We start from the raw sequence: 25,676 nt of genomic DNA, 5'->3' as shown, positions 1-25,676 counted from the left end.
CGTCCCGTTCAGATCGAGAAGCGCTCCTTCGCCAGCAGCGGCCGCACCCTGCTCGCGAAGCCGCCGGTGCGGAAGGGGCGTTGGAGCAGGCCCGGCCGCAGCTGCTGTGCCAGGGCGGCCGCGATCATGCCCTGGTCCAGGGCGAGGACGAAGTCGCTGACACGGCCGGACGCCACGTTCACCGAGTCGCGGAACCCGTACGTCTCGTCGTACGCGCCGAAGTCGGCGGCCAGGGCCCGCAGGTTGGCCACCGCTTCCGCGCGGGCCTGCGGCAGGGCGAGGAACGAGGCGTGCGGGGTGACCACGCCGAGGGAGTTGTAGCCCTCCTCCTGCATGCCGAGGGCGTCGACTCCGTACTCGCGGTAGCCGCCCTCGGGAATGTTGGCGGGGGAGAAGCCCCAGTACCCGTACCGCTCCTCCTGAAGGCCGTGCTCGATCTGGCCGCGGACGTAGCGGGTGTGCGTGCGGCCCCACGAGCGCGGCGACCACTCGGGCTCCGGCACGAACAGCGGCACCATCAGTGCCTCGAACATCGAGCCGCCCCAGGAGGGGACCACCTTGCGGCCGCGGTGGGTGTAGTGGCCCTGCCAGACGCGCACTCCGTCGATGACCTCGTATGCGCCACCCGGTTCCTGCTCCTGGCCGCTGCCGGGGAGGAGCGTGCGGAACAGGTGCCAGTAGTGGTCGGACGGCAGGCTGCCATCGGCGATGCCGAGGTAACTGGCCATCCGGGGCTCGGTGTTGAGAGCGCCGTAGTGGTGGCCGGTGGGCTCGCCCTTGCCCGGCTTGTCCGGCCAGAACCCGCCGCGCAGCTGGCCCGGTCCCGCCACCGGGTCGGCCGGGTCGAAGGGCGTGTAGTAGTACGACCAGTCGGCGCCGGCGAGCAGCTTCGCCACCCTCGGCCGCAGGGCCGGTGCCGCGTCGGCCGTGATGCGCAGGCCGGTGACGAGCCAGGCGTTGTCCACGGAGGACAGGAACGGGCGGACCGGGTCGCCGGTGGCCGGCCACGTCGTGAGCACCGAACCGTCGTACGCGTCATACCAGTTGAACCAGAAGCCGTGCGCACGCTCGAGCCGCTCCACGGCGGACAGCGTGCGGGCGAGCCGGCGCTCCATGGCATCGCGGGAGATCACGCCGAGGCCGCCCGCCGCGGCCGTGGACCACAGACCGCAGCCGATGTTCGTCGGCGAGGTCTGCACAGAGGGCACGGGCAGGCCGGAGCCGCTCACGTCGATCTTGTCGGCGGCCAGCCCGAAGTCGGTGGTCATCGCCTCGATCGAGCGGTACGTCGAGCGGAACCAGGTGCGCAGCAGGGCGGCTTCGGAGGCGGTGGGCGCGGCCTCGGCGGCGGTGGCAGCGGGGGCGGCGGTGAGCGCGAGGGCTCCGCCGGCACCGGCGGCCATGAGGAACGTACGGCGATCCATGAAGGTCCTTCTCCTGAAGTGGCAGGGGTGGAAAGGAGGTTCGTGGTGCAGATGTGTACGTGGGTTCGTGGCGCGGGGGCCGGCTCCCGTCAGGGAGGAGCAGGCCCCCACGCCGTGCGGGCACGCGAGGTCAGGTGTCGCGGGCCCTCGGGACCAGGACGGCGGGGTTGAAGACCCGGCCCCTTGCGTCCCGGAACGGGCCACGGTGGGGTGTGCCGCTCCGGGACGGGTCTGTCGCTCCGAAGAGTCCGGGGGCGGGGGCTCGGAGCCCCCGGACCTCAGAGGCGCGGCAGGTGCCGCTCGCGGCCCAGGCCGCCGAGCCAGTGGGCGGCGGGCTTGGGCTTGCGGGCGAACGTGCCGGGCTCGACGGCGATCAGCCCGAAGGTGGCCTTGTAGGTGCCCCACTCGTAGTTGTCGAGGGCGCTCCAGGCCAGGTAGCCGCGGACGTCGATGCCGTCCTCGATGCACGCCGCCACGGCGTCCAGCGCCCCCGCGTAGTAGTCGATACGGCGCTGCTCGTCGCCGGTCGCGATGCCGTTCTCGGTGACGATCAACGGGGTGTCCGGGCCGATGAGTTCGGCGGTGTGCCGGATCGCGTACCCGACGGCCGCCGGGTAGTACTCCCACTGCGTCAGCGTCCGCTCGGCGTCGGCGGGCGCGGGCACCGGACCCTCGGGACCGATCTTGGTCCGCGTGTACGACTGCACGCCGATCCAGTCGTCACCGCACGCCGCCTCGATGAACACGTCCTCGCGGGGGTGGCGGTAGGCGGCGGTGACCTCCTCGGCGCCCGGCACGGCCTGGTAGACCTGGTTGGCGATGGTCCAGCCGACCTGGATGTCGGGGTTGATCGAGCGCACGGCCTTCACCGCCGCGTGGTGCGCGGCGATCACCGCGTGGGTGGTCTCCTCGTCGGGGAAGGGCAGCCCGGCGGGCGGGAAGCCCTGCTCGCCGCGCTTGGCGAGACCGGCCATCACCGCGATCATGTTCGGCTCGTTGAGGGTGCACACATACGGGACGCCCTCGGCGATGATCGGCGCGCATTCCTCGACGTACCGCGCGAACAGCTCGACCGCGCCCTCGGCGGTGAACCCGCCCAGGTCCTCGAACCACTGCGGGATCGTGAAGTGGTGCAGCGTCACCATCGGCCGCAGGCCGCGGGCTATCGCACCCTCGACCATGCGCCGGTAGTGGGCGATCTCGGCGCGCGAGAAGTGGCCGCGGGCGGGCTCGATGCGGGCCCACTCCACGCTGAACCGGTAGTCGGTGAAGCCCAGTTCGGCCAGCACGTCCATGTCCTGCTCCCAGCGGTGGTAGCTGTCGCAGGCGTCCAGGCTCGGCTCCTGGATCTTCGCGGCCGGGTCGTGCTCCTTGCGCCACCAGTCGCTGTTGACGTTGTTGCCCTCGATCTGGTGGGCGGCGGTGGAGGCGCCCCACAGGAACCCGTCGGGGAAGGGCGTGCGGGCAGGGTCGAGCGTCATGGTGATGCCTGTCTTTCTGCGTTACGGGGAGCCGGCTGTCGTGGGTGAGGGGAGCCGGTCGGAATCCTCAGGCCGGCGACGCTGCGGGCCTGGAGGCGGGGCGGCCGGTCGCCGCGGGCCCGGTCACTTCAGGCCGGCGGTGGCGATGCCCTGCGTGAAGTGCCGTTGCAGCACGGCGAAGACGACGAGGACGGGCAGCACGACGAGCAGCGAGCCCGCCATGAGCATGCCGTTGCCGCCGCCGACGGTGCGGTTGGGGTCGTTCGCGAAGGTCGCGAGGGCCACGGGAAGGGTGTACTTCTCGGGGTCGTTGGTGGCGATCAGGGGCCAGATGAAGTTGTTCCACGAACCGAGGAACGTGAAGATCGTCAGCGTCGCGAGGGCCGGCTTGACCAGCGGAAGCACGATGCGCCAGAAGATGTACCACTCGCCGGCGCCGTCCATCCGCGCCGCTTCCAGGAGCTCGTCCGGGATCGCCTGCATGAACTGCCGCATCAGGAACACACCGAACGCGCCCGCCGCGAAGGGCAGGACGAGGCCCGCGTACGTGTCGAGCAGGTTCAACTGGCTGACCAGGACGAACAGCGGCAGCACCATCAGGTTGGCCGGCACCATGAGCGCCGCGAGCACGATCCCGAAGACCTTCGAACGGCCCGTGAAGTTCAGCTTCGCCAGCGCGTAGCCGAGCATCGAGCAGAACAGCAGATTGCACACGGTCACGAGCACCGCGACGATCAGCGAGTTCAGGAAGTACTGCGGCATGTCCAGCTGGTCGAGCAGATCCCGGAAGTTCTGCAGCGTCCACTCGGACGGGAGCCAGACCGGCGGGCTCGCGGTCAGGTCCTTCTTCGTCTTGAAGGCGCTCAGCGCCATCCAGAGGAAGGGCGTGGCCATCACGAGCAGCCCGAGCGAGGCGATCACATACAGGACCGGCTTGCGGACGGCGCCCTCGCGCGGCCGGCGCGGGACCGGGGTGGTGGGTGCGGCGCTCATTTCGTGTTGTCCTTCATCAGTCGCAGCTGCAGCACCGTGATGCCCATGATCACCACGAACAGGACGTACGCCATGGCGCTCGCGTAGCCCATGTTGAAGAAGCTGAAGCCCTGCTTGTACATGTCGAGCGACACGGTCAGCGTGGCGTCGGAGGGACCGCCCTGGGTCATCACGAAGGGCTCCTCGAACACGTTGAGATAGCCGATCGTGGTGATGACCGTGGCGTACAGGAGCGTCGGGCGCAGCAGCGGCACCGTGATCCGGCGCAGCTCCTGCCAGGCGCTCGCGCCGTCCAGGCGGGCGGCCTCGCGTACCTCCGTCGGGATGGCCTGCAAGCCGGCGATCATCAGCACCATCACGGTGCCGAGGTTGCGCCACACGGCCATCGCGATCAGCGAGGGCATGGCCCAGGTCTCCGAGCCGAGGAAGTCCGGTGCGGTGAAGCCGAGTTCGTCGCCGAGCCCGGCGATCAGGCCGTCCGCGGGGTCGAGCACGAAGCGCCAGACGATCGCCACGGCGACGATCGTCGTGACCACCGGAGCGTAGAAGCCCACGCGGAAGACCGTACGGGCCTTGTCGATGCCGCTGTTGAGGAGGACCGCGGCGAACAGGCCGAGCCCGATGGTCAGCGGCACCCCGACGACCACGAAGTACGCGGTGTTGAACAGGGCCTTGAGGAACTGCTCGTCCCCGAACAGCTTGACGTAGTTCTCGATGCCGACGAACTCCGCCTCCAGCGGGCGGCGGACGTTGCGCTGCCCGAAGTCGGTGAAGCTCATCAGGAGCGTCGCCACGATCGGGAAGAGCATGAAGACGCCGAACAGCACCAGGAACGGGGTGGAGAACAGCCAGCCGGCCAGGTTCTGCTTCCCCACCGAGCGCTTTCGGCGCCGCCCCTTGCCGTCGGCCGGCCCGCCGTCCGCGGTCTTCACGGCCGCGGACGGGGCGGGGGTGGGTGTCGTGGTGGACATGGTGCGCCCTTCGGAGATCCGGCGTGCGCGCCGTGCGCACGCCGGGGACGGGGGAGTTACTGGACGAGGCCTTCGATCGCGCGCTGGGCCTCGTCGAGCGCGGCCTTGGGGGACTCCTTGCCCTGGGTGGCCTTCTCGATCGCCGTGTCGATCTTCGAGGTGATCTCGGTCCACTTGGGCTGGGGCGGCGAGACCTTCGCCGACTCCATCTGGGTCTTCCAGACCTTCATGTCCGGATTCGTGGCGAGCTCACCCGTCTTCCAGGCGTTCACGTTGGCCGGCAGGTCCTTGGTGCGCTCGTACCAGTCGGCCTGGCCCTCGGTGTCCGTGAGGTACTTGATGAACTTCTCGGCGGCGGCCTTGTGCTCGCTGTCCGCCGAGATCGTGAGCGCCGAGCCGCCCGCCATCGCGGCGGAGGTCTCGTCCTCGGGCACGTTCGCGACGGCCCACTTGCCCTTGAGGTCGGGGTAGTTCTCGTCGATCAGGCCCATGATCCAGGGGCCGCCGAAGAACATGGGAACGGAGCCGTTGTTGAAGTCCTTGGTCACGTCGTAACCGGGGCGCACCGACTTCTCGCTGAGGCCCTTGTCGAAGTAACTCGCGTAATTCTCCAGCGCCTTGACGGCCGCCGGGCTGTTGGCCACGGCCTTGCCGTCCTTGGAGACGATCTCGCCGCCCGCCGAGTACAGGAACTGGTAGAAGCTCTGCACGGTGTCCAGGCCGCCGGGCTGGATCGACAGACCCCACTTGGTGCCGGCCTTCTTCTGGAACTTCTCGGCCGCCTGCTGCAGTTCCGCCATGGTGGCCGGGGCCTTGTCGATGCCGGCCTTCTCCGCGAGGTCGGTGCGGTAGAAGAGGACGCGCGTGTCGACGTACCACGGCACGCCGTACGTCTCGCCGTCGTGCTGCCCCTGCTTCCAGCCGGCCGGGAAGAAGTCCTTCTCCTGGAAGGTCTTGGTGTCCACCGGCTCCAGTGCGCCCATGTCCGCGAACTCGGTCATGTAGCTGCCGCCCATCTGCATCACGTCGGGCAGCTTGCCCGCTGCTGCGGCGGCCACGAGCTTCTGGTGCGCCACGTCCCAACCGATCGGCGTCACCTTGACCTTGATGTTCGGGTTGGCCTTCTCGTAGACCTTCGCGACATCGGCCAGCTTCTCGCCCTCGGTGCCCATGGCCCAGACCGTCAGCGTCTGCTTCGCATCGGCCGCGGCCTGGTCCCCGCCGGAACCGCCGCAGGCGGTCAGCGTCAACGCGGACGCCAGGGTCACGGCGAGCGCGGCGGTGGTGGTGCGGCGGTTCATGGACGGCTCCTTCGTAACGGACCGTGGAATGTATGCGTTGCCTGTAAGCGCATACATAACTCTGTGACAGCGTCGATGCTGTGGCAAGAGGGGTCTTGGTCACACTCCCGTAACGGGCGCGACACCTGGATGGGGTGCGGTGCCGCCGTACGTCGACGTGGTGCCGGTGCCTTCGTACGGCGACGCGGTGCCGGTGCCGCCGTACGCCGACGCGGTGCCGGTGAGGCCATACGCCGACGCGGTGCCGTCGTACGTCGCTGGCTCACCGGACCTGTCTCCGTTACTGCTGGGGTGGCTGAGTAGGGTCATGGTCATGGCAGCCAGCACCGAAGGCGCCCGCGCCGCGCGGGCCTTCACCCACGACTTCCCCTTCGATCCTTCCTACGGCCGCACCCTCGACGACCTGCTGCGCATCCCCGCCCCGGAGGGCCCCGCGGACTTCGACGCCTTCTGGCGCGGGCGGTACGAGCAGGCGCGTGCGGTGGCGCCGCGGCCCGAGCTCGGGCCGCTCGTCGAGGAGCGCGACGGCGTGCGGATCCACGAGGTCTCGTACACCTCCGTGGGCGGGGTCCGCCTCGGCGGCTGGCTGGTGCTCCCGGCCGAAGGCGCGGCGGAGCACGGCTTCGTCATCGGGCACGGATACGGCGGCCGCGAAGCCGCCGGCGCCGACGTGCCGCTGCCCCTGCCGCATTCCGCCGCGATCCTGCCGTGCGTGCGCGGCATGGCGGACCGCAGCCTGTCGCCCACGGTGCCCTCCGTGGCCGGGGAGCACGTGCTGCACGGCATCGGCTCACGCGAGACGTACGTCATCGGGGAGTGTGTGGCCGACCTGTGGTGTGCGGCCTCTGCGCTCTTGGAGCTGGTCCCTGAACTGAACACCTCCGCCCCGCGCCTCGGCTACCGCGGCGTGAGCTTCGGCGGCGGCCTCGGTGCCCTCGTCCTGCCCTGGGACGACCGCTTCGCGGCCGGTCAGCTCACCGTGCCGACCTTCGGCAACCACCCGCTGCGGGTGACGCTGGACTGCGCCGGGAGCGGCGCGGCGGTCCGCCGCCACCACGCCGACCACCCCGAAGTCCTCGACGTCCTGGCCTACTTCGACGCGGCGACCGCGGCGCGCAAGCTGCACAAGCCGGTCCTCGTGGCTGCGGCGCTCTTCGACCCGTCAGTGCCGCCGCCCGGCCAGTTCGCGGTCCACAACGGTCTGGCCGGACCGCGCGACCTCATGGTGTGCGAGGCGGGGCACTTCGACTACGAGGGCACGCAGGCCGAGCAGGAGCAACTGGACGCGGCGACCGCGGAGTTCTTCGCGCGGGTGCTCTGAGGGCGGGCGCGATCAGGGGCGGGTGCCCTGAGAGCGGGTGCTCTCAGGGGGGCGGCTGCTCTGAGGTGCGGATGGTGCCGGGTGGGGGGGTGTGCTCCCCGCCGGGGCAGTGGGCATACCCACCGCGCGGCGCGTCTGCTTCAATGCGGCCCGACCGGCTTTCCTCTGACGGGAGTTCCGTGTGCGTCGTCGTGTGACCGGTGTGAGCGGTGCGGCCGTCCTGGTCCTCGGGCTGCTGCTTTCCGGGTGTTCCGAGGACTCCGGGTCCGAGCCGATCACCGGGGAGTGGCAGGCGGACGGCCGCCAGCCGCCGGGGTACGCGGACTTCGGGGACCAAGCGATGATCCGCGTCGACGAGGCGGGCAAGGCCATCCTCGGGACGTCGCCGTCACGCTTGTGCGGGGGAGCGGAGGTCACGGCCGCGGACGAGGCGGAGGGCGCCTCGGATGCGGGCCGGGGCGAGGCGGACGGTGCCGCGTACCGCATCGCGTTCGCGTCCCCGTGTGCCACGGTCGGCGTGCCGTCGAGCCTGGACGTCGTGGTCGACGGGGACGTACTGAAGGCCAGGCCAGCGGGAATGCCGGGCGGGGAGGCCTTCCGCTTCCGGCGGGCCGACTAAGTGGTCGGATCCGGAAGTCCTTCGGGGGTTGATCATGCTGAGAGTGCCGTGGAGGATTCTTCCGGTAGGTCGGTGACTGCGTGCCGGTCGAGTCTGGCCAGCAGATCGTCCAGGTCGGAGGTGGTGAACCTCCACTGGAACGGCTGTGCCGTGGCGTTGTAGCGGTCTTCGAATCTTCGGAGCCGGTCCCTGACCTGGTCGAGGTCGGTGAAGTCGTCGGGTGCGACGACCTTGCGCTGCACGATGGAGAAGAAGATCTCTATCTGGTTCAGCCAGGAGGCATGGACGGGTGTATGGCCCATGACGGCGTTCGGAAATCTGTTGGCCAGGCGGTCTATGGCCGACTGGCCGCGATGTGAGGAGCCGTTGTCGACGATCCACTACACGCGTTTCGCGCTGGCGTAGGCGGCCAGGTAGGCCAGGGCTCCGCCGCGCCCGTAGGTGTGGTTGTCGCGCATCGCGCGGGCCTGGCCGGGGGCCAGGGTGGGGTGGCAGCGGCAGCGGGCCTGGATGGAGGTCTTCTCATCCGCGGAGATGACGTACTCGTCTTCGCCGAGCGGGACACTGTCGAAGGTGCGGGCGTAGAGGTCCAGGACCCGTTGAGCGGTGGCGCGGAAGTTCGGGTCGCGGATGAAGATCCAGGAGCGGTGCTGCCAGGGCTTGAGTGCGTCGCCCTTGAGCCAGCGGCGCACCGTGGAGGCGGAGATCGTCTCGGTGATGGCCCGGGTGACGGCCTCGCGCGCGAGCTCGGCGCGTGACCAGTGGGAGAGCGGAGTTTCGGTTTCGGTGGGCAACTGGCAGGCCAGCGCCTTGATTTCGGCGTTTTGCAGCGCGGTGAATGTCGGCGGTCGTCCCGATCGCTTGAGGTCGGCCAAAACAGGCACCCTGCTGGCCGCGAATCGGCCGCGCCAGGGGCGTCGCACGGTGTCCACGTGCAGGTGGGTTTCGGCGGCGATCCGGGCGTTGCCGCGACCTCGTGCCGCCAGGAGCGCGATCGTCGCCCGCCGGCGTGCCTGGTGCGGGGTTTTGTGGCCGTAGGTCGTCTTCTTGAGTCGGTGGCGCTCGGAAGCGGTCAGCTCCACGGGCACGGCAGAGCACACGGGCATGGAAGGAGAGCGGCCCATCTCTCGGGCGGTGAACGGGAGGGACAGCGCCGGCTTACCTCACCGGCACAGTCCTCAAGTCCCCGGTGGCCAGGGCGTGCCCGATAGGTCGTTGACGAGCACGCCCCTCGGAGGTCAGCTGGTGACGTACTGCTCGGAGTATTCCGCGGTGGGGGCAATCGGGGTGATGACGTCGATCAGGACGCCGTTGGGATCGGCCACGATGAAGTGCCTTTGCCCGAAGTCCTCGCTGCGCAGCGCAAGGACGGGAGGCAGCCCTTCGCTGGTGACGAGCCGTTCCCATTCCGCGTCCACGTCCTCCACTTCGAAGTTGAGCAGCAGGCCCTGTGCGGGGACCCGGTGGCCCTCGGGAACCGTCGGGTGGCTGTGGTCGAGGAGGGCGAGCTCGTACCCGGGATCTCCCGGCTGGCGCAGGCTGACGTACCAGTCGGCCTCGAACGTCGTCTCGAACCCCAGCAGCCGGGTGTAGAAGTCGTGGGACTCTCGCAGCTTCGCTGTGCCGATCACGGGATAGAAGCCGGTCAGCTTCATACCTGAACCCCTTTCGCATACCATCAGTATGCGAATGACGCTATTCGCATACCTTCGGTATGTCAATGAGGAGTGCGATGCGACAGCACGGCATCCGGGCGCAGCAGCGGGAGCAGACCAGGCAGGCGCTGCTGCGGGAGAGCAGGCGCCTGTTTTCAGGCAGCGGCTACGGCGCAGTGGGCCTGGCGGAAATCGTCCAGGCAGCCGGAGTGACCAAGGGTGCGCTCTATCACCACTTCACCGGCAAGGCGGACCTCTTCCGTGCCGTCCTGGAAGAGATGCAGCAGGAAGTGGGCCGACGCGTGGCCGCGGCCGCCGACGCCCACGACGATCCCTGGACCCAGCTGACCGCCGGCTGCCAGGAGTTCCTCACCGCCACCACCGATCCGGACATCCAACGCGTCATGCTGGTCGACGGGCCTGCCGTACTGGGATGGAGCCAATGGCGGGCAATGGACGAAGCCGCCTCGGCCCGCCACCTCGCCGACGCGTTGTCCTCCCTCATCGACGCAAGGATCATCGCCCCGCAGCCAGTCGCACCACTGGTCCACCTGCTGTCGGGAGCAATGAACGAGGCCGCCCTGTGGCTCGCATCCTCCTCCGACCCCGAAGACCTGGACCACACCAAAGCCGCGCTGGCACAACTGCTACAGGCGCTGCGCACCGCCTGACTTGACGACAGCATCACAGGGCGCAATCACTCAGCTGTCGACCCGCATACACCACGCGGTGAGTGCTCGGGTTAACCCCCGAAGGACTTCCAGAGCCGACCACTAAGCGTTCTTCCGGCGGGCGGACGGGAGCAGTCACGCGCGGGGACGGTCTGCCGAGGGCGGCTCGTCGGGCCGGTTCGCGATGAGGCGCTCGCAGACCGCTCGGTGGGCCGGAAAGCGTCCGGCGATCCGGGTCAGCGCCGCGATCATCTCCGCGCGCGTGCTCAGGGGGTAGTAGGCGTGGTGCAGCGCAAGTGCCAGGCGTACGGCGTCGTCCGCGCCGCGCACCCACGCGTCCAGGGTGGAGTGGAGGGATGCACCGTTGTCGGTTCCCGACCACACCGCCACGTCCAGGAACACGGTCGCTTGACCCATAGTGGCCCGGCCGGATTCCACTGCCGTGGCGACGAGCTCGGCGATGTCGTCGGTGCCGTGGGCCCGGATCAGGTCCTCGACACGGTCGAACAGCTCGTCGGGCAGGTCCTCGTCGTGGCGGCCCGAGACCGGAACGGCGCAGAGCAGGTCAAGTGCTGCGTGTACGGCTGGAGTTGTCACCGGATCCCCGATCGTTCGCCTCTCCCTCAGTGACCGTAGCCGGGGCAGGAGCGGTGAGCCGCTCATTTGTCGACGGCTGCCACCGGGGGCACGGGAGGGCTGGCCCGAGGCGCGCTGACGTCGGACGGAAGCGGGCGTCCGTCGGTGGCCCCTCAACCCCCGCGCGGATCACTGTTCCCGCGCTCCCCTGGTCCTCGCGTCGCTCAGTCCCCGCACCCGCAACTGCTCCGCCTCGCCACCGACACCGGCAGCATCATCGAGACGGGTTCGCTGTCCTGGCGGCCGGTCAGGCGGCGTACGAGCAGTTCCACCGCCTCCTCGCCCATCCGCCGCATCGGCTGACGCACGGTGGTGAGTGCCGGGCGGACGATACGGCTGAGCGCGATGCCGTCGAAGCCGGTGACCGCGATGTCCCGCGGGACGCGCACCCCCCGGCGCTCCAGCGTGTGCAGCGCGCCCACCGCCATCTGGTCGTTCGCGAACAGCAGGGCGTCGGGGCGCGGGCCGGACCGTTCGAGCAGCGCGTCCGCGGCCTGCGCGCCCTCCGCCTGCGTCATCATCCCGACGCGCAGATCGGGCTCGTCCGGCGCGGGCAGACCCGCGGCCCGGCAGGCCTCGACGTAGCCACGGAACCGGGCGGCCACGTCCGGGGACTCCTCGGCGGACCCGATGTAGGCGAGGCGACGCAGCCCGTGGTCCTCGATGAGGTGCCGGGTCAGCTCGCGCTGGCCGTCGGCGTTGGCCACCTCGATGTGGTCGAGGTGGTCCAGGTCGTCCGACTCCCGGGGGCCGGCGAGCATCACGACCGGCTGGCGCCGCGAGATCACCTCAAGCTCCTCGGTCGCGACGGTGCGGGCCAGGACGGCGAACCCGTCGACGCGCCCCGCCACCTTCGCCACCAGGCTCTCGGGCCCGCCCTTGAGGGAGGCGGCGATCAGGAGTGCGTACCCGTGGCGGCGTGCGGCCCGCTCCATGCCGCGGATGATCTGGTCGGAGTAGAGCATCGCGGCGTCGTCGATGTCCTCGCCCGCGGTGCTCTCCGCCTCCGACTCGGCGTCCGGGTCCGAGTAGTCGGGGAAGCACAGGCCGAGCACCCCGGTCGAACGGCTGGCGAGTCCGCGCGCGTTGCCACTGGGCACATAGCCGAGTTCGCGGGCGGCTTCGAGCACCCGCTGCCGGGTTTGCTCGCGCACGGTGTCGGGGGACCGGTAGACCCGGGACACCGTGGCGATGGAAACACCGGAACGTTCGGCGACGTCGTACACAGTGGGGGCTGAGCTCACCGGGTGGGACCCCGATTCCGTTGGGGCCCGAATGGGCCGGACCGTATGAAAGCGCATTCACCCTAGGTCGGGATGCGGCGCGGGGCAAGGCCGGGGCGGGGTGGGAGGCGAGGCCGAGCCGCGGTGGGCAGCGAGGTCGCGCCGGGTGGGAGGTGGGGCCGGCCGGGACGGAGTCGAGGCGGTGCCGGGCGCCGCGCGTCGTCGCACCGAGACCTGGCACCCTGACCCCATGAAGATCGCAGCGGCCCAGCTCACCTGCACTCCCGCCGACATCCCGGCCAACGTGCGGCGGATGGCAGACCTCGCCGCCGAGGCCCGCGCGCAGGGGGCGGAGCTGATCGTCCTCCCCGAACTCGCCCTCACCGGCTACGAGTTGGACGCGATCCGCGACCACCCGGCCCTGTGGACCCGCCACGACGACGTACGCCTGGACGCGCTGCGCGCCTGCGGCCTGGTGACAGTCGTGAACGCCGCCGCCCCGTCCGGCGGCCCACGACCCGCGATCGAGACCTTCGTGTACGGGCCCGAGGGCGCGCTCCTGACGACGTACCGCAAGCAACACCTCTTCGAGCACGAGCAGCAGGTCTTCGCCGCAGGCGGCACCGACGGACGCTTCACCTACGGAGGTCTCCGCTTCTCCCTCGCCACCTGCTACGACAACCACTTCCCCGCCCTCATCTCCCGCGCCGCCGCAGACCGTTGCGATGCCCACCTGGCCAGTTCGCTGTACGGCACGGGCGGCGGCGTACGCGAACGCGCGACCGTCTACCCGGGCATCGCCCGCAGCGCCGGCCTCCACGTCGTCCTCGCCAACCACGTCGGACCCGCCGGGGAGTGGACAGGCTGCGGCGGGTCGGCGGTGTGGGCGCCGGGCGGCACCCTGCTCGCGGAGGCGGACGACTGTACGGAGGGCGTGGTGGTCGCGGAGGTGGGGCCGGTGGGGCAGCCCGCGGGCATGGACGCCGCGCGGGCACATTCTGCGAACTCTCTGTGAGCCCGCTGGCCGTGCGGTGTCGATTCAGGAGCGGCTTGCCGACCACCTGTGCCGATCTGCCGACCGCTCACAGAGAACTCCCATACGGACTCATCCCGCTCCCATGACGCCGGGCCAGGCTGGTCCGCGGACGCACCGCCACGGTGCGTGCCCACCACCGGCACCCCTGCACAGACGGAGATGTGATGATCGAGGTTCGCGGCCTGACCAAGCGCTACCACGAGGTGCGCGCCGTCGACTCACTGGACTTCACTGTGCGCCGTGGCGAGGTCACCGGCTTCCTCGGCCCCAACGGCGCGGGCAAGTCGACCACCATGCGCATGATCCTGGGACTCGACGCCCCGACCTCGGGAACCGCCACCATCGACGGCCGTCCGGCCGCCGCGCACCCCGCTCCGCTGCGGGCCGTGGGCGCCCTGCTCGACGCCGGGGCGCTGCTGCCGAGCCGCAGCGCCCGGCACCATCTCCTCGCCCTCGCGGCCGGCAACGGCATTCCGCGCCGCCGCGTCCAGGAGGTGCTCGACGTGGTCGGGCTCGGCTCCGCGGCCCGCCGCGCTGCGGGCACGTACTCCCTCGGAATGAAGCAGCGACTGGGCATCGCCGCTGCCCTGCTCGGCGATCCGCCGGTCCTGGTACTCGACGAACCGCTCAACGGCCTGGACCCCGAGGGCATCGTCTGGATGCGCCGCCTGCTGCGCGGCCTTGCGGCGGAGGGGCGCGCGGTGATGGTCTCCAGCCATCTGATGAACGAGGTGGAACGGACCGTCGACCACCTCGTCGTGATCGGCCGGGGCCGGCTGATCGCCGACACCTCCATGGCCGCGTTCATCGCGGCCCACTCCTCACCTCGGGAAGTCGTGGTGCGCAGCCCGCGCGCCGAGGTGTTCGCCTCCCGGCTCGCGGCCGAGGGTGCGGCGGTGCGCCGCGGTGACGACGCGCAGAGCCTGGTCGTCACCGGACTCACCGCCCCGGTCGTCGGCGCGCTGGCCGCCGCCCGCGGCATCGAACTGCACGAACTCGCCCCGCGCAGACCCTCGTTGGAGCACGCCTTCATGGAACTGACGCAGGACAGCGCGGAGTACGCCGCGACAGCCGGCACGGGCGCGGACAAGGAGACCTTCTGATGAGCGACACCAGCGTCACCACGCGCCGCCCCCTCGCCGACCGGACGCTGCCCGGCCCCCAGGAGCGGGGTCGGGCGACCTTCCTGCACAGCCTTCACGCCGAGTGGATCAAGTTGCGGACGATGCGCTCCACGCTGTGGGTCGCCCTCGGCACCCTGGTCGCGGGTGTCGGCCTAGCCGCGCTCAACGGCGCCTCCGCCGGCGGTGAACACGCCACCCTCGCACCGGCCGACCAGGCGGTCTTCGACCCGCTCGGCACCGCCCTGAAGGGCTACATGCTGGCGCAGGTCACCCTCGCACTCCTGGGCGGCCTGGTGATCACCGCCGAGTACGGCAGCCGTACGATCGTCCCCACCCTCACCGCCGTACCGCACCGCAGCCGTGTCCTGGCGGCGAAGGGCGCCGTCCTCGCCGTCGCCGCGTACGCGGTGGGCGTGGCCACGATGCTGGCCGGCTTCGCGGCCGGCCAGTCGGCGCTCGCCGGTGCCGGAGCCCCGCACGTCCAGCTGTCCGACCCCGAGTCGCTGCGTGCCGTGTTCGGCGGCGCGCTCTACCTCACCCTCGCAGCCCTCCTCGGCCTCGCGGTCGGCACCCTGGTCCGGAGCACCACAGCCACGGTCACCACGATGTTCGCGACCCTGCTCATCGTGCCGGCCTTCGGACCCGCACTGCCCGGCCCGCTGGCCGACTGGGCCGCCGTCTACTGGCCGCCGACGGCGGGTGGCCAGATCGTCACCGGTTACCGGGACCCCGCTCTGCTCGACCCGTGGCCTGGGCTCGGCGTCCTCGCGCTCTGCGTCGCCGTGCTGCTCACGGCCGCGTTCCTCACCTTCCGCAGGCGCGACGCGTAGGAAGATCGAGCGACCACCGGGCGCCGGTCGGACGGATCGACACGACGGAAACCGGCGGCGCCCGCACACATCTCCAAGGCGGTGACACGGCGATGGCCGACCAGCTCCTCGTGGTGGAGGACGACCCGACTCTGCGCGAACTGCTCTCCGCGAGCCTGCGCCTGGCCGGCTTCACGGTGCATGCGGTGACCACGGGCGCCGAGGCGCTGGACGCCGTCCGGCAGGGCCCGCCCGACCTGATCGTCCTCGACGTGATGCTGCCGGACTTCGACGGTTTCGAAGTCGTCCGCCGACTGCGCAACGACACCGCGCTGTCGCCTTCGGGGCCGCCCCCCGTCCTCTTCCTCACCGCGCGGGACGCGGCCGAGGACCGGATCAGCGGCCTGACCGCGGGCGGCGACGACTACGTGACGAAGCCCTTCAACCTGGAGGAGCTGATCCTGCGCATCCGCGCCATCCTCCGCCGCGCGGGCGGCGGCCGCCCGGACGGCCGGCTCACCGTGGGCGACCTCGTACTGGATCCCGACAGCCATCAGGTCACCCGCGGGGGAGCGGCCGTCGCGCTCTCGCCGACCGAGTTCAGCCTCCTGAAGGTCCTCATGGAGCACGCCGGACAGGTCCTCTCCAAGGAGCAGCTCCTCGACCTCGTCTGGCGCTACGACTTCGGGGGAGACCACAGCATCGTCGCGACCTACGTCAGCTATCTGCGCCGCAAGATCGACTCGGTTGAGCCCCAACTCATCCACACCGTCCGCGGCACGGGCTACGTCCTGCGCAGGCCGCAGCCGTGAAGCGCCTCGGACAGGCCTGGACGGGCGGGTTCTCGCTGCGCGCCCGGCTGGTGGCGATCACGCTCGGACTCCTGGTCGCCGCACTGCTCGCCAGCACGGGACTGCTCGTCGCCCAGTTGCAGCGGCATCTCGTCGGACAGCTCGACGAGCGGGTCGCCGGTGTGGCCGCGGTCGCGGCCCGCCTGCCCACGCTGCCGGACGTGGTCGGCGAGGAGGCGCCGCGGGTACGGGACGCCGTGGAGCGGCAGTTGGTGAAGGACGTGTACGTCGCCTACGCCGAAGCCGACGGCACGGTCCGCTGGGTGATCGGCCCGACCGGAGCGGCACCACCCGACCTGGACCCCGCGCGCTTCACCGCGCCCGGCGGCGAACCCGTCGCGGTCAGCGCGCGGGACGGCCAGGAGTGGCGGGCCGTCGCTGTCCCGCGAACGGCGGGTGAGGGCACTGTGATCGCGGCGGGCTCGCTCGCGGGGGTCGAGGAGGCCCTGCACGACCTCACGCGGCGGGTCCTCCTGATCGACGGAATCGTGCTCGTGGCGCTCGGCGTGGCGGGCTGGTACGCGGTCCGCGCCGGACTGCGGCCGCTGCGCCGGGTGGAGACCACGGCGACGGCCATCGCCGGCGGCGACCTGACTCGCCGGGTGCCGGAACTCGCGGGCGCCAGGACCGAGTTGGGCCGCCTCGCCACCGCGCTCAACGGAATGCTCGACCGGATCGAGGCCGGGGACGCCGCGCGCGACGAGGCCGAACGGCGGATGCGGCGCTTCCTCGCCGACATCAGCCACGAACTGCGCACCCCGCTCGCCGGGATCAAGGGCTTCACCGAGCTCTACCGGATGGGCGGCATGCCCCGGCGCGCCGACGTGGACGCCTCGATGGGGCGCATCGAACGCGAAGCGGCCCGCCTTGTCGACCTCGTCGAGGAACTCCTGCTCCTGGCACGCCTCGACGACCCGTCGTCCGCCGACCCGCTGCCGCTCCAGCGCACCCCGATGGACCTGCGCACGCTGGCCGCCGACGCCCTGCACGACCTGCGCGCCCTCGATCCGCGGCGCGAGGTCACGCTCACCGGAGTCGACGGCGGCCCCCAGGGCGGCGCCCCGGTCCTCGGCGACGAGGCACGCCTGCGGCAGGTCACGTCCAACCTCGTGGGCAACGCCATCGCGCACACCCCCGCCGGCACCCCGGTCCGCATCGGAGTGGGCACACAGGGGGCCTTCGCCGTACTGGAGTTCGCGGACCAGGGACCGGGCATGACGGCCGAACAGGCCGACCGTGCCTTCGACCGGCTCTATCGCGGGGACCGGTCCCGGGGCCGTACCGCCGCCCAAGGCGCCGGCCTGGGCCTGGCGATCGTGGACTCCCTCGTACGGGCACACGGCGGCCGGGTCGAACTGCGCACCGCACCGGGGGAGGGAGCGACCTTCAAGGTGCTGCTGCCGCTGCATCACGGTGACTGACCGCACCGCATCTCGCCCGGAGGTGAAGGTCCGTGGTGAGGGGGACTTTTGGCGGATGCGCTGCCGGAAGCGATCGGCAGTCTGGTCTGTACGACAGCGAGTCGCCGCACTCGTGGAGGTAGACGCATTCGTACAGTCGCACTGCTTCTGGCAAGAGAGGTTTCCCATCAGGCGGTTCGAGCAATGCGCGCCACCTCCGTGCAAATCGTGGGGCAGGGAAAGTTCGGCTGCGACCTCGGTGACCGAGGCCAAGGATTTCGATGGGGCCTCTCGTGTGTGACGGGCACCAGAGGCCAGCGGTCGCACGCGTACCAGGCGTCGGTGCGCAGGGCGCCGGACTCACACGGGCCATAAGTTGGACGTGCTCGCTGGACCGGAGTCACAGGCTTGATTTCGCTGCGTGTGCGACCCATCACAACTCCACGTATGGTCCAAAAGGGGACCTGGACGCGATCTCGTGCCATGGGAGATATCGCATGACGAGCCAGCGGAAGGCCAAGAAGCAACGCCAGGCCGAGCTCAAGAACCCCCAGTGGGGCCCCAACGCCCCCACGACAGTCGTCTTCGACGGCTACGGCCACACTGTGGACCCCGAGGTGCGCGAAGCTGACCTGCACCGATTCATCGGTCACATGGCAGTGCGCGGCTGGGAGGTCATCCACCGCATGCCGGGCGCTGTCCTCTTCGCCAGGGTCCACAGGGCCAACCAGATCTCCGGGGCCGCTGCCGGCTTCTGGGTTGCCGGCCCACTGGGAGCCGCAGTCGGCGCCAGCGGAATGGACCAGACCGTACGCGCACAGGCCTGGGTCGACGAGACAGGGCGCATCTTCGCCAGAGGCGCTTGAGGGGGCACGAGCAAGAACGAGGTACCTCATGTCGCACGACCAGAACGCCTGGAATCACCCGCCCTACACGTTGCCAACCCCGCCGTCCCCGCCGCAGGAGCCGAAGAAGCGCAGACCACTGATCCTTGCGCTCAAAATCGCGGCCGGCGTGCTCGCCGCATTTGTGCTCATCGGGATCGTCGGCAGCGCGATGAAAAGCGACAAGCCCAAGAGCAAGACCAACAGCACGGCAGCAACGGCGACGCGCCAGGCCGAGGAGCAGACGGAGAAACCCGACCCTGCTCGCGAAACTGTGACACTCGCCGGCACGGGTGAAAACGCCACGCAGAAGGTGCCGCTCAAGGGCGACTACCTCGTATCAATCGAGTACAGCGGCAACAAATCCGACTTCAACGACTCACGGGGAACCAACTTCATCAGCAAGATCGACTCGTCCGACGACACCAGCATCTCCTTCGGCTTCAGCAAGTCCCTGACGAACGACATCGCCGAGTCCGGCTCCAAGACAAAGCGCCTCAAGAACCTCGACGGCACCTACTGGGTCGAGGTGTCCAACGCCTCCGCCGCAGCCACCTGGAAGTTCACCTTCACGCCTGAATAGAACGCTGTGATCGTGACGGCCGCCGGCCACCTTTCGGGGCATCCGCGGCCTCGGATGCCTTCGGAAGCGGCTGTGGCTGCACGCGCTCCACGGTGTGCTCCGCGGCGTGCCCAACCCCTCCCAGAACCTCATGCCGAGGATCCCGGACCACGTGCCCGCGCACACCGAGGTCCTAACGAGGGCTTTCCGCTGTCGTGCGCATGTTCCCCCGCACTCGCGTGTGCGACATGGCGGTGCCCCTCTCGCACCTGGACCTGGAGCCCGGCAACCCCGACAACCCCGGCCGTGCGCTCGCCGACTTCTTCCGCCTGGAACACGGCAAGGTCGTCGAGCACTGGGATGTCATCCAGGAGATCCCGCTGGAATCCGCCAACCCCAACGGCATGTTCTGAGCCGGTGGGCTGCCGCTGAGCGGTTCCCGGCCCACCCCCGATCTTCGCCCCGACTTCACCTCCCGTCCCACCAGACCCTCGAAACTGCGTGCGGTCCGCGTCACCATGGCGTGGGCCGCACGCACGTATTGCCGTAATCGATGGAGGTCACACATGGTCGGGCGTCGTGAACTACTGGGAATGGCGGGCGCCGCGGTCGGTGCGGGCCTTGTCGGTGCCGGGGCCGCGGAGGCTGCCGGGCGCGGGTCCGGGGGCCGGACTCTGAAGGTGATGCAGTTCAATATCTGGCTGGGCGGGAGCCGGGTGGAGGGCGGACGCGCGGGGATCGCCGACACGATCGCCGTGGTCCGTCCTGATGTGGTGTTGCTGAGTGAGTCCAATCCGCAGCGGGTCGCCGATCTGCTGGCCGACCTCGTCGAGCGCGGGCTCACCTACTACGACAACGCCAACCCGACCGATCCCGCGGTCATTTCACGCTTCCCGATCATCGACCGTGCCTCCTTCCCGTCCTGGTCGAAGGCCGTGATCTCGGTGGACGGCACCGAAGTGGCCGTCTATTCGGGGCATCTGGAGTACCGCTACTACGTCAACTACCTGCCGCGCGGCTACGGCGGCGGCACTCCCGCGCCGTTGGAGACCTCGGAGTACGGCTGGGACGAGATCCCGACCGGTCCGATCACCGACGTCGGTCTGATCACCCGCCTGAACGAGGCTTCCGGGCGTACGAAGGTCACCAAGGCGATGCTCGCCGATGCCGCGGCCGAGCGCGGCCGGGGCCGACTCGTCATTCTGGGTGGCGACTTCAATGAGCCGTCTTTTCGTGACTGGACCCGTCGTACGCGCAATCTGTTCGACCACAACGGCACGGTGATCGACTGGTCCACGACCCGGGCGATCGAGGACGCCGGGTTCCGTGACACCTACCGGGTGATCCACCCCGACCCGGTGCGCACCCCGGGCTTCACCTGGCCGAGCGACAACCCCGGTGCGGACACCGGGGAGTTGACCTGGGCGCCGAAGGCCGACGAACGCGACCGTATCGACTTCGTCTACTACCACCCCGACCGTCGTATCCGACTGCTCGACAGTGTCATCGTCGGTCCGTCGACGACCATCGTGCGCAACGAACGCGTGCCGGAGAGCGGGCGCGATCCGTTCTGGGAGCCGACGTGGACCTGGCCGAGCGACCACAAGGCGGTGCTCAGTACGTTCCGGGTTCGGACCCGAGCCTGAGTGCGTGCGTGCCTCCCGTATCGGCTCCCATGAACGGGAGCCGGGAAGGGAGCCGGTACGGGACGCGGCGTGATCCCGTCCGGACCGGGGCGTACGAGGCCCGCGTGCTCCCGATGAGTGATCACTCGGGGCCGGCCGTTTCCGTACGAGGGTCGCCGCGGTTGAAACGATCATGCACAACCTGATCAAGACCGCACTGACCGCCGCGGGCGCCGTCCTCCTGCTCGCGCCCGCCTCCGCCGCCTCCGTCCCGATGAGCGGTTCCGACACCGACGACGCCGTCTCCATCTACGTCAAGGGAGAAGGGCTGCACGTGGATTCGGTGACGGCCTCCTCCGAGCGGGATGGCGGCACGTTCCGCATCTACGCCCACACCGGCAGCGCGGCGACGATGGACCACGTCACCGGGTGGAAGCGGGCGAAGAACGAATCCTTCGGCATGACCAGGATCAGCTCGGCCCACTGGAAGCTCAACCGCCGCTTCCCGGACGGCACCTGGCTGTGCGCGCAGTCCTCCGCCCTGAGCGGGAATCCGTGCATCAAGGTGCACCACTGAAGGGAGCGGGCACTCCCGCGAGCACGGGCCCGCCCGCCGCTCGCATTGCGCCTGCCGGGGGAACGTCCCGGCTCCCGCGCGCCCGGGGCGCCGGTAGCGGATACACGCAGAGAGTGAACTCCAACCTCCGCACCCTCTCCGTCGCCACCGCCCTCCTCCTTGCCGCCGCCGTCCTCGCCCCCGCGAGCGCGGCGGCGGCCCCTTCCGCCGACCCCGAGCCGCGCTTCCAGGTGCGCAAGGCCGTGCAACTCCTCGGAACGATGAGCGAGTACAAAGGCACCTACCCCGCGGCCGCGTTCCCCGGATGGGCGGACGCCGACCACGACGGGTGCGACACCCGCGCCGAAGTCCTCCGCGAGGAGGCGGTCGCCGCACCCCGGATCGAGGAGGACTGCCTGGTCGCAAGCGGGCAGTGGTACTCCTGGTACGACGACCGGCAGCTGACCGGCGATCCCGCACGACAGGTCGAGGTCCATCACCTGGTGCCGCTCAAGGAGGCCTGGGAGTCCGGCGCCCATGCCTGGGACACCGCCACACGCGAGGCGTACGTGAACGACCTCGCCGCGGCCGCCACGCTCACCGCCGTCTCGGCGGCGGCCGCCCGCGACCGCGGCGACCGCGATCCGGCCGAGTGGCTGCCCCCGTACGCTCCCGCGCGCTGTGCCTACGTCGCCGACTGGATCGCGACGAAGCTGCGCTGGGGCCTGACCGTCGACTTCCTCGAAGCGGTCAAGCTGACCGAAGTCGCGCAGGGCTGCCCGAACACCCCGCTGGCCGTGCCGGCGCGCTGACCGTCGGGGCCAGGTACCCTCCCTGCCCAGTGGTTCCGGGGAGTCGCACGATCGGAAGCACTTCCGTCGCGGTGTGCCGAGGAGGTCGGATGGTCCGGGAACAGGCAGGCCGGGTCCTTGGCGCGAATCTGCGGGCCCTGCGGGCACAGGCCGGACTGACCCTGTCCGGCCTCGCGCGCGCGTCAGGCATCGCGAAGGGCACGCTGTCCCAGCTGGAGTCGGGCACGGGCAACCCCACGATCGAGACGGTGTTCAGTTTGTCGAACGCCCTCGGTGTGCCCGTCTCCTCGCTCCTGACCGAGCGCACGGACCCGGACGTGGTCCTGGTGCGCTCCGCGGGGCTCGAGGTGCTCAGCAGCAACGCCGTGGACCTGCGGATGCTGCGCCGCATGGACTTCACCGACCGGGTGGTCGAACTCTTCGACCAGCGGGTGCGGCCGGGCGAGGTGCAGCGCTCCGCGGGACACCCGGGCCGCGAACACGTCGTCGTGACCTCGGGAAAGCTCCGGGTCGGTCCCCCGGAGGCGCCGTACGAGCTGGGGCCCGGCGACTACGTGTGCTTCGACGCGCGGCGGCCGCACGTGTACGAGACGGCCGGCGGGCCCGTCGTCTCGGTGCTCATGCTGGAGTACCCGGCGGACGCGGGTCCGCCCCCGCGCGGCGCCTCGTGCGCGGTGCCCGCGCCGCGCAGCGCCGACGACGCGGGGGGTTGACGGCCCCTCAACTCCTTTCTACTCTCGCGGCGTTCATTGAATTGAACGGAAGTGGGGTGAGAGGTGTCGCCCGACGTCGTCGTGGTGGGGGCCGGCATCATCGGCGCGGCCTGCGCCGAGGCGCTGAGCGCCGCGGGCCTGCGGGTGACGGTCCTCGAACGCGGCGCGCTCGCGAGCGGCACCACCGCGGCGGGCGAGGGCAACGTCCTGGTCTCCGACAAAGCGCCCGGCCCCGAACTGGACCTCGCCCGCGCCTCCCGCCGCCGCTGGCCCCGACTGCTCGCCGCGCTGCGCGAGGAACTCGGTCCGCGCGCCGCCGAGACGGAGTGGGACCCGAAGGGCGGCCTGGTCGTGGCGACGACTGCCGAAGCCGTGGCGCCGCTCGCGGAGTTCGCGGCCGCGCAGCGCACCGCAGGGGTCCGCGCGGACCGGATCGACCCCGCCCGCGCCCGCGACCTCGAACCCCATCTGACCCGACAGGTAACCGCGGCCGTGCACTATCCCGAGGACGCCCAGCTGCAACCTGTGCTCGCGGCCACCACACTGCTCGCCGCCGTCCGCGCCCGCGGCGGCGAGGTGCGCGCCGGTACGACGGTGACGGGCGTCGTCCGGGACGCCGGGGACAGGGTCGGCGGCGTGCGCACGGACCGGGGCAGCCTCGCCTGCGGTGCGGTGGTCAACTGCTGTGGCCCGTGGGCCGGTTCCTTCGCGGCCGCGGCCGGGGCGCCGGTCACGGTGCTTCCGCGCCGCGGCATGATCCTCGTGACCGCGCCGCTGCCGCCGGACACCGTGCGCCGCAAGGTCTACGACGCCGACTACGTGGGCGCGGTCGCCAGCGGTGACGCCGAGCTCCAGACCTCGACGGTGGTCGAGTCGACGCGGGCGGGCACCGTGCTCATCGGGTCCAGCCGCGAACGGGTCGGCTTCGACGGGACCGTGCGCGTCGAGGTCCTGCGGGAGCTGGCCCGCAAGGCGGTCGCCCTCTTCCCCGTCCTGGCCGATGTGCCGGTGATGCGCGCGTACGGCGGCTTCCGCCCGTACGCGCCCGACCATCTGCCGGTGATCGGCGCGGACCCGAGACTGCCGGGGCTGTGGCACGCGACCGGGCACGAAGGCGCGGGCATCGGCCTGGCGGCGGCCACCGGGCGGCTGCTCGCCGACCTGTTCACGGGCGCGGCGCCCGAGCTGGACCCGGCGCCCTTCCGGCCCGACCGCCCGGCCGTCATGAGCCAGGCCGTCATCAGTCCGGCCGTCATCAGTCCGGCCGTCACCGGCCCGGACGGAGAGACAGCCGCATGAGGGGACTCGGGGAGGTACCCGCGTGAAGGTGCGGATCGAGGGCCGCGAGCACGAGGCGGTGCCGGGGCAGACCGTGGCCGGGGTCCTGCTCGGTGCGGGCATGGTGTCCTGGCGTACGACCAGGGGAGGCGGCAGGCCGCGGGGCGTCTTCTGCGGGATCGGGGTCTGCTTCGACTGCCTGGTGGTGGTCAACGGCATCCCGGACGTACGGGCTTGTCAGCGCCTGGTGCGGGACGGGGACGACATCCGGATGCAGCATGGCGCGGAGCTGCCGTCGTGAGCCGCGCACACCGCGGCGCGGAGCCCCGCGACGCCATGAGCCGCGTGGTCGTGGTCGGCGGCGGGCCCGCCGGGATGGCGGCCGCGCGTGCGGCGGCGAAGGCGGGTGTCGACGTGGTCCTGATCGACGCGGGCGCCAAGCTCGGCGGGCAGTACCACCGCCAGGACTCCCGCGCGGGAACGGAACGGTTCGGACTGCCGCCGGGCGTCGAGCACTTGGCCGAGTCCGTCGTCTGGGCGCTCGAACCGGTGCCCGGCGGACACCGCGTGCACCTCCGTACCGGGCCCGCCGACGCCCCCGGCAGAACCGGCCGCAGCATCGACACCCCGGCCCTCGTCCTGGCCACCGGCGCCTACGACCAGGTGCTGCCGTTCCCCGGCTGGGAGCTGCCCGGCGTGTACACGGCGGGCGCCGCGCAGGCGCTGGCCAAGGGCCAGGGCGTACGGGTGGGGGAGCGGGTGCTCCTCGCCGGCACCGGGCCGTTCCTGCTGCCGGTGGCACGCTCGCTGCTCGCCGTGGGTGCGGAGGTGGCCGCGGTGCTGGAGGCGGGCAACCCCGCGCGCTGGCTGGCACGGCCCGCAGGGCTCCTGGCCGGTGCCGGTAAACTCGGTGAACTGGCAGGCCACACCGCCGCGTTGGCCCGGCACCGCGTCCCGTACCGAACGCGCAGCGCCGTGGTCGCGGCGCACGGCACCGACCGCGTGGAAGCCGTGACGACGACCCGGCTCCGCCCCGACTGGACGGAGGTGCCGGGCAGCAGACGGCGCCTGGACGTCGACGCCGTCTGCATCGGCTACGGGTTCACGCCCCAGCTGGAACTGGCGGTGGCGGCGGGCTGCGCACTCGACGGCGGCTTCGTCACCGTCGACTCCGCCCAGCAGACCTCGGTGCCCGGCGTGCTGGCGGCGGGCGAGCTGACCGGCATCGGCGGGGCCGAACTGGCCGCCGCCGAGGGCGAGGTGGCGGGCGCGAGCGCGGCCCGGCGGCTCGGCGCGCGGCCCGCCCCTCCCGTACGGGCCCTGCGTGCGGTCCGCCGCGGCCGCCGGTTCGCCGCCGCACTGGCCGCCGCGCACCCGGTCCGTGCGGGCTGGCACGGGCGGCTGCGCGAGGACACGCTCATCTGCCGCTGCGAGGAGGTGCGTTACGGGGAGCTGCGGGACGCCGTCCGGGAACGCGAGGCGTACGGCGGCCGGGCGCTGAAACTCGTCACGCGCGCCGGTCTCGGTCTTTGCCAGGGCCGTATCTGCGGCCGGGTCGTCGCGGAGCTCACCGGCGAACTCACCGGCGAACCCGGTCAGTCGGCCGCCTTCGCCCGCCGCCCGATCGCCGCCCCGATCCGCCTCGGCGAACTGGCCGAGTCGCCCTCCGCGCACCGGGAGCCGGGGGCCGGTCCGCCCCGGGTAGCGGAGTAGCGCGCAAGAACGCCCGGA

At 71.1% G+C, this 25,676-nt stretch carries 28 protein-coding genes; 18 read left to right on the top strand and 10 right to left on the bottom strand.

Annotation, left to right across the window (positions count from 1 at the left end; all coding sequences use genetic code 11):
• Nucleotides 1-8 precede the first annotated feature (8 nt).
• The 5 genes from BLT97_RS14715 to BLT97_RS14695 form a co-directional block, all read right to left on the bottom strand.
• Nucleotides 9-1,424, bottom strand: a complete 1,416-nt coding sequence (locus tag BLT97_RS14715; protein ID WP_093610104.1) for a glucoamylase family protein — start codon at nucleotides 1,422-1,424, stop codon at nucleotides 9-11.
• A 278-nt stretch (nucleotides 1,425-1,702) separates the two neighbouring features.
• A complete protein-coding gene (locus BLT97_RS14710; protein ID WP_093610102.1) occupies nucleotides 1,703-2,905 on the bottom strand; it encodes a glycoside hydrolase family 1 protein in 1,203 nt (400 codons plus the stop codon).
• 123 nt (nucleotides 2,906-3,028) lie between these two features.
• Nucleotides 3,029-3,898, bottom strand: a complete 870-nt coding sequence (locus BLT97_RS14705; RefSeq protein WP_093610100.1) for a carbohydrate ABC transporter permease — start codon at nucleotides 3,896-3,898, stop codon at nucleotides 3,029-3,031.
• Nucleotides 3,895-4,869 carry a carbohydrate ABC transporter permease gene (locus BLT97_RS14700; protein ID WP_245769338.1) on the bottom strand — a complete coding sequence of 325 codons (975 nt, stop codon included), beginning with the start codon at nucleotides 4,867-4,869 and terminating at the stop codon, nucleotides 3,895-3,897. The genes BLT97_RS14705 and BLT97_RS14700 overlap by 4 nt, the downstream gene beginning before the upstream one ends.
• Nucleotides 4,870-4,925: 56 nt before the next feature.
• Nucleotides 4,926-6,170: a sugar ABC transporter substrate-binding protein gene (locus BLT97_RS14695; RefSeq protein ID WP_093610098.1), complete on the bottom strand. Its 1,245-nt coding sequence runs from the start codon at nucleotides 6,168-6,170 to the stop codon at nucleotides 4,926-4,928.
• A 313-nt stretch (nucleotides 6,171-6,483) separates the two neighbouring features.
• Here BLT97_RS14695 and BLT97_RS14690 point away from each other — a divergent pair, with 313 nt between their 5' ends.
• Together BLT97_RS14690 and BLT97_RS14685 are read left to right on the top strand one after the other, a co-directional pair.
• Entirely contained in the window at nucleotides 6,484-7,491 is a 1,008-nt protein-coding gene (locus tag BLT97_RS14690) for an acetylxylan esterase (protein ID WP_093610876.1), read from the top strand.
• A 181-nt stretch (nucleotides 7,492-7,672) separates the two neighbouring features.
• Nucleotides 7,673-8,110, top strand: a complete 438-nt coding sequence (locus BLT97_RS14685; protein WP_093610096.1) for a hypothetical protein — start codon at nucleotides 7,673-7,675, stop codon at nucleotides 8,108-8,110.
• Nucleotides 8,111-8,142: 32 nt separating this feature from the next.
• Here the strand turns inward: BLT97_RS14685 and BLT97_RS38485 are convergent, their stop codons facing one another.
• The 3 genes from BLT97_RS38485 to BLT97_RS14675 form a co-directional block, all read right to left on the bottom strand.
• Entirely contained in the window at nucleotides 8,143-8,487 is a 345-nt protein-coding gene (locus tag BLT97_RS38485; protein WP_281251132.1) for a transposase, read from the bottom strand.
• A 3-nt stretch (nucleotides 8,488-8,490) separates the two neighbouring features.
• Nucleotides 8,491-9,192, bottom strand: a complete 702-nt coding sequence (locus tag BLT97_RS38480) for a helix-turn-helix domain-containing protein (RefSeq protein ID WP_245769337.1) — start codon at nucleotides 9,190-9,192, stop codon at nucleotides 8,491-8,493.
• Nucleotides 9,193-9,348: 156 nt separating this feature from the next.
• Complete coding sequence (locus BLT97_RS14675) at nucleotides 9,349-9,765, bottom strand: VOC family protein (protein ID WP_093610094.1); 417 nt, start codon at nucleotides 9,763-9,765, stop codon at nucleotides 9,349-9,351.
• Between the two features lie 77 nt (nucleotides 9,766-9,842).
• Here BLT97_RS14675 and BLT97_RS14670 point away from each other — a divergent pair, with 77 nt between their 5' ends.
• Nucleotides 9,843-10,436 carry a TetR/AcrR family transcriptional regulator gene (locus BLT97_RS14670; protein WP_093610092.1) on the top strand — a complete coding sequence of 198 codons (594 nt, stop codon included), beginning with the start codon at nucleotides 9,843-9,845 and terminating at the stop codon, nucleotides 10,434-10,436.
• Nucleotides 10,437-10,571: 135 nt separating this feature from the next.
• Here the strand turns inward: BLT97_RS14670 and BLT97_RS14665 are convergent, their stop codons facing one another.
• Together BLT97_RS14665 and BLT97_RS14660 are read right to left on the bottom strand one after the other, a co-directional pair.
• The gene (locus BLT97_RS14665) at nucleotides 10,572-11,033 is read right to left on the bottom strand and encodes a hypothetical protein (protein WP_093610090.1); all 462 of its coding nucleotides are present in this window, start codon (nucleotides 11,031-11,033) and stop codon (nucleotides 10,572-10,574) included.
• Between the two features lie 203 nt (nucleotides 11,034-11,236).
• Nucleotides 11,237-12,316, bottom strand: coding sequence for a LacI family DNA-binding transcriptional regulator (locus tag BLT97_RS14660; RefSeq protein ID WP_093610088.1), 1,080 nt, complete (start codon nucleotides 12,314-12,316; stop codon nucleotides 11,237-11,239).
• Nucleotides 12,317-12,545: 229 nt separating this feature from the next.
• Between BLT97_RS14660 and BLT97_RS14655 the strand changes: the two genes are divergently transcribed.
• The 15 genes from BLT97_RS14655 (at nucleotide 12,546) to BLT97_RS14585 (ending at nucleotide 25,658) form a co-directional block, all read left to right on the top strand.
• Nucleotides 12,546-13,310, top strand: coding sequence for a carbon-nitrogen hydrolase family protein (locus BLT97_RS14655; RefSeq protein WP_093610086.1), 765 nt, complete (start codon nucleotides 12,546-12,548; stop codon nucleotides 13,308-13,310).
• 185 nt (nucleotides 13,311-13,495) lie between these two features.
• The gene (locus BLT97_RS14650; protein WP_093610084.1) at nucleotides 13,496-14,434 is read left to right on the top strand and encodes an ABC transporter ATP-binding protein; all 939 of its coding nucleotides are present in this window, start codon (nucleotides 13,496-13,498) and stop codon (nucleotides 14,432-14,434) included.
• Nucleotides 14,434-15,285: an ABC transporter permease gene (locus BLT97_RS14645; protein ID WP_093610082.1), complete on the top strand. Its 852-nt coding sequence runs from the start codon at nucleotides 14,434-14,436 to the stop codon at nucleotides 15,283-15,285. Before BLT97_RS14650 ends, BLT97_RS14645 begins: the two co-directional genes overlap by 1 nt.
• Before the next feature lie 92 nt (nucleotides 15,286-15,377).
• Nucleotides 15,378-16,076: a response regulator transcription factor gene (locus BLT97_RS14640; protein WP_093610080.1), complete on the top strand. Its 699-nt coding sequence runs from the start codon at nucleotides 15,378-15,380 to the stop codon at nucleotides 16,074-16,076.
• On the top strand, nucleotides 16,073-17,536 hold the full coding sequence (locus BLT97_RS14635) for a sensor histidine kinase (protein ID WP_093610078.1): 1,464 nt from the start codon (nucleotides 16,073-16,075) through the stop codon (nucleotides 17,534-17,536). The genes BLT97_RS14640 and BLT97_RS14635 overlap by 4 nt, the downstream gene beginning before the upstream one ends.
• Before the next feature lie 476 nt (nucleotides 17,537-18,012).
• The gene (locus BLT97_RS14630; protein WP_093610076.1) at nucleotides 18,013-18,381 is read left to right on the top strand and encodes a hypothetical protein; all 369 of its coding nucleotides are present in this window, start codon (nucleotides 18,013-18,015) and stop codon (nucleotides 18,379-18,381) included.
• 28 nt (nucleotides 18,382-18,409) lie between these two features.
• The gene (locus BLT97_RS14625) at nucleotides 18,410-18,982 is read left to right on the top strand and encodes a hypothetical protein (RefSeq protein ID WP_093610074.1); all 573 of its coding nucleotides are present in this window, start codon (nucleotides 18,410-18,412) and stop codon (nucleotides 18,980-18,982) included.
• Nucleotides 18,983-19,209: 227 nt separating this feature from the next.
• Nucleotides 19,210-19,374, top strand: a complete 165-nt coding sequence (locus BLT97_RS37860; RefSeq protein ID WP_176953769.1) for a nuclear transport factor 2 family protein — start codon at nucleotides 19,210-19,212, stop codon at nucleotides 19,372-19,374.
• Between the two features lie 270 nt (nucleotides 19,375-19,644).
• Complete coding sequence (locus BLT97_RS14615; RefSeq protein WP_245769336.1) at nucleotides 19,645-20,607, top strand: endonuclease/exonuclease/phosphatase family protein; 963 nt, start codon at nucleotides 19,645-19,647, stop codon at nucleotides 20,605-20,607.
• Nucleotides 20,608-20,779: 172 nt separating this feature from the next.
• Nucleotides 20,780-21,163 carry a hypothetical protein gene (locus tag BLT97_RS14610; protein ID WP_093610068.1) on the top strand — a complete coding sequence of 128 codons (384 nt, stop codon included), beginning with the start codon at nucleotides 20,780-20,782 and terminating at the stop codon, nucleotides 21,161-21,163.
• A 113-nt stretch (nucleotides 21,164-21,276) separates the two neighbouring features.
• On the top strand, nucleotides 21,277-21,954 hold the full coding sequence (locus tag BLT97_RS14605; RefSeq protein ID WP_093610066.1) for a GmrSD restriction endonuclease domain-containing protein: 678 nt from the start codon (nucleotides 21,277-21,279) through the stop codon (nucleotides 21,952-21,954).
• Nucleotides 21,955-22,043: 89 nt separating this feature from the next.
• Nucleotides 22,044-22,667: a helix-turn-helix domain-containing protein gene (locus BLT97_RS14600; protein ID WP_093610064.1), complete on the top strand. Its 624-nt coding sequence runs from the start codon at nucleotides 22,044-22,046 to the stop codon at nucleotides 22,665-22,667.
• A 63-nt stretch (nucleotides 22,668-22,730) separates the two neighbouring features.
• Complete coding sequence (locus BLT97_RS14595) at nucleotides 22,731-23,966, top strand: NAD(P)/FAD-dependent oxidoreductase (RefSeq protein WP_093610062.1); 1,236 nt, start codon at nucleotides 22,731-22,733, stop codon at nucleotides 23,964-23,966.
• 22 nt (nucleotides 23,967-23,988) lie between these two features.
• On the top strand, nucleotides 23,989-24,246 hold the full coding sequence (locus BLT97_RS14590) for a (2Fe-2S)-binding protein (protein ID WP_176953768.1): 258 nt from the start codon (nucleotides 23,989-23,991) through the stop codon (nucleotides 24,244-24,246).
• The gene (locus tag BLT97_RS14585) at nucleotides 24,243-25,658 is read left to right on the top strand and encodes an FAD/NAD(P)-dependent oxidoreductase (protein WP_425442710.1); all 1,416 of its coding nucleotides are present in this window, start codon (nucleotides 24,243-24,245) and stop codon (nucleotides 25,656-25,658) included. Before BLT97_RS14590 ends, BLT97_RS14585 begins: the two co-directional genes overlap by 4 nt.
• Nucleotides 25,659-25,676: the final 18 nt, after the last annotated feature.

This window comes from Streptomyces indicus, assembly GCF_900100315.1.
In the GTDB taxonomy this organism is placed as follows: domain Bacteria; phylum Actinomycetota; class Actinomycetes; order Streptomycetales; family Streptomycetaceae; genus Streptomyces; species Streptomyces indicus.
Note: the sequence above shows the minus strand (reverse complement) of the source record. Positions and strands in the feature narration are given on the sequence as shown.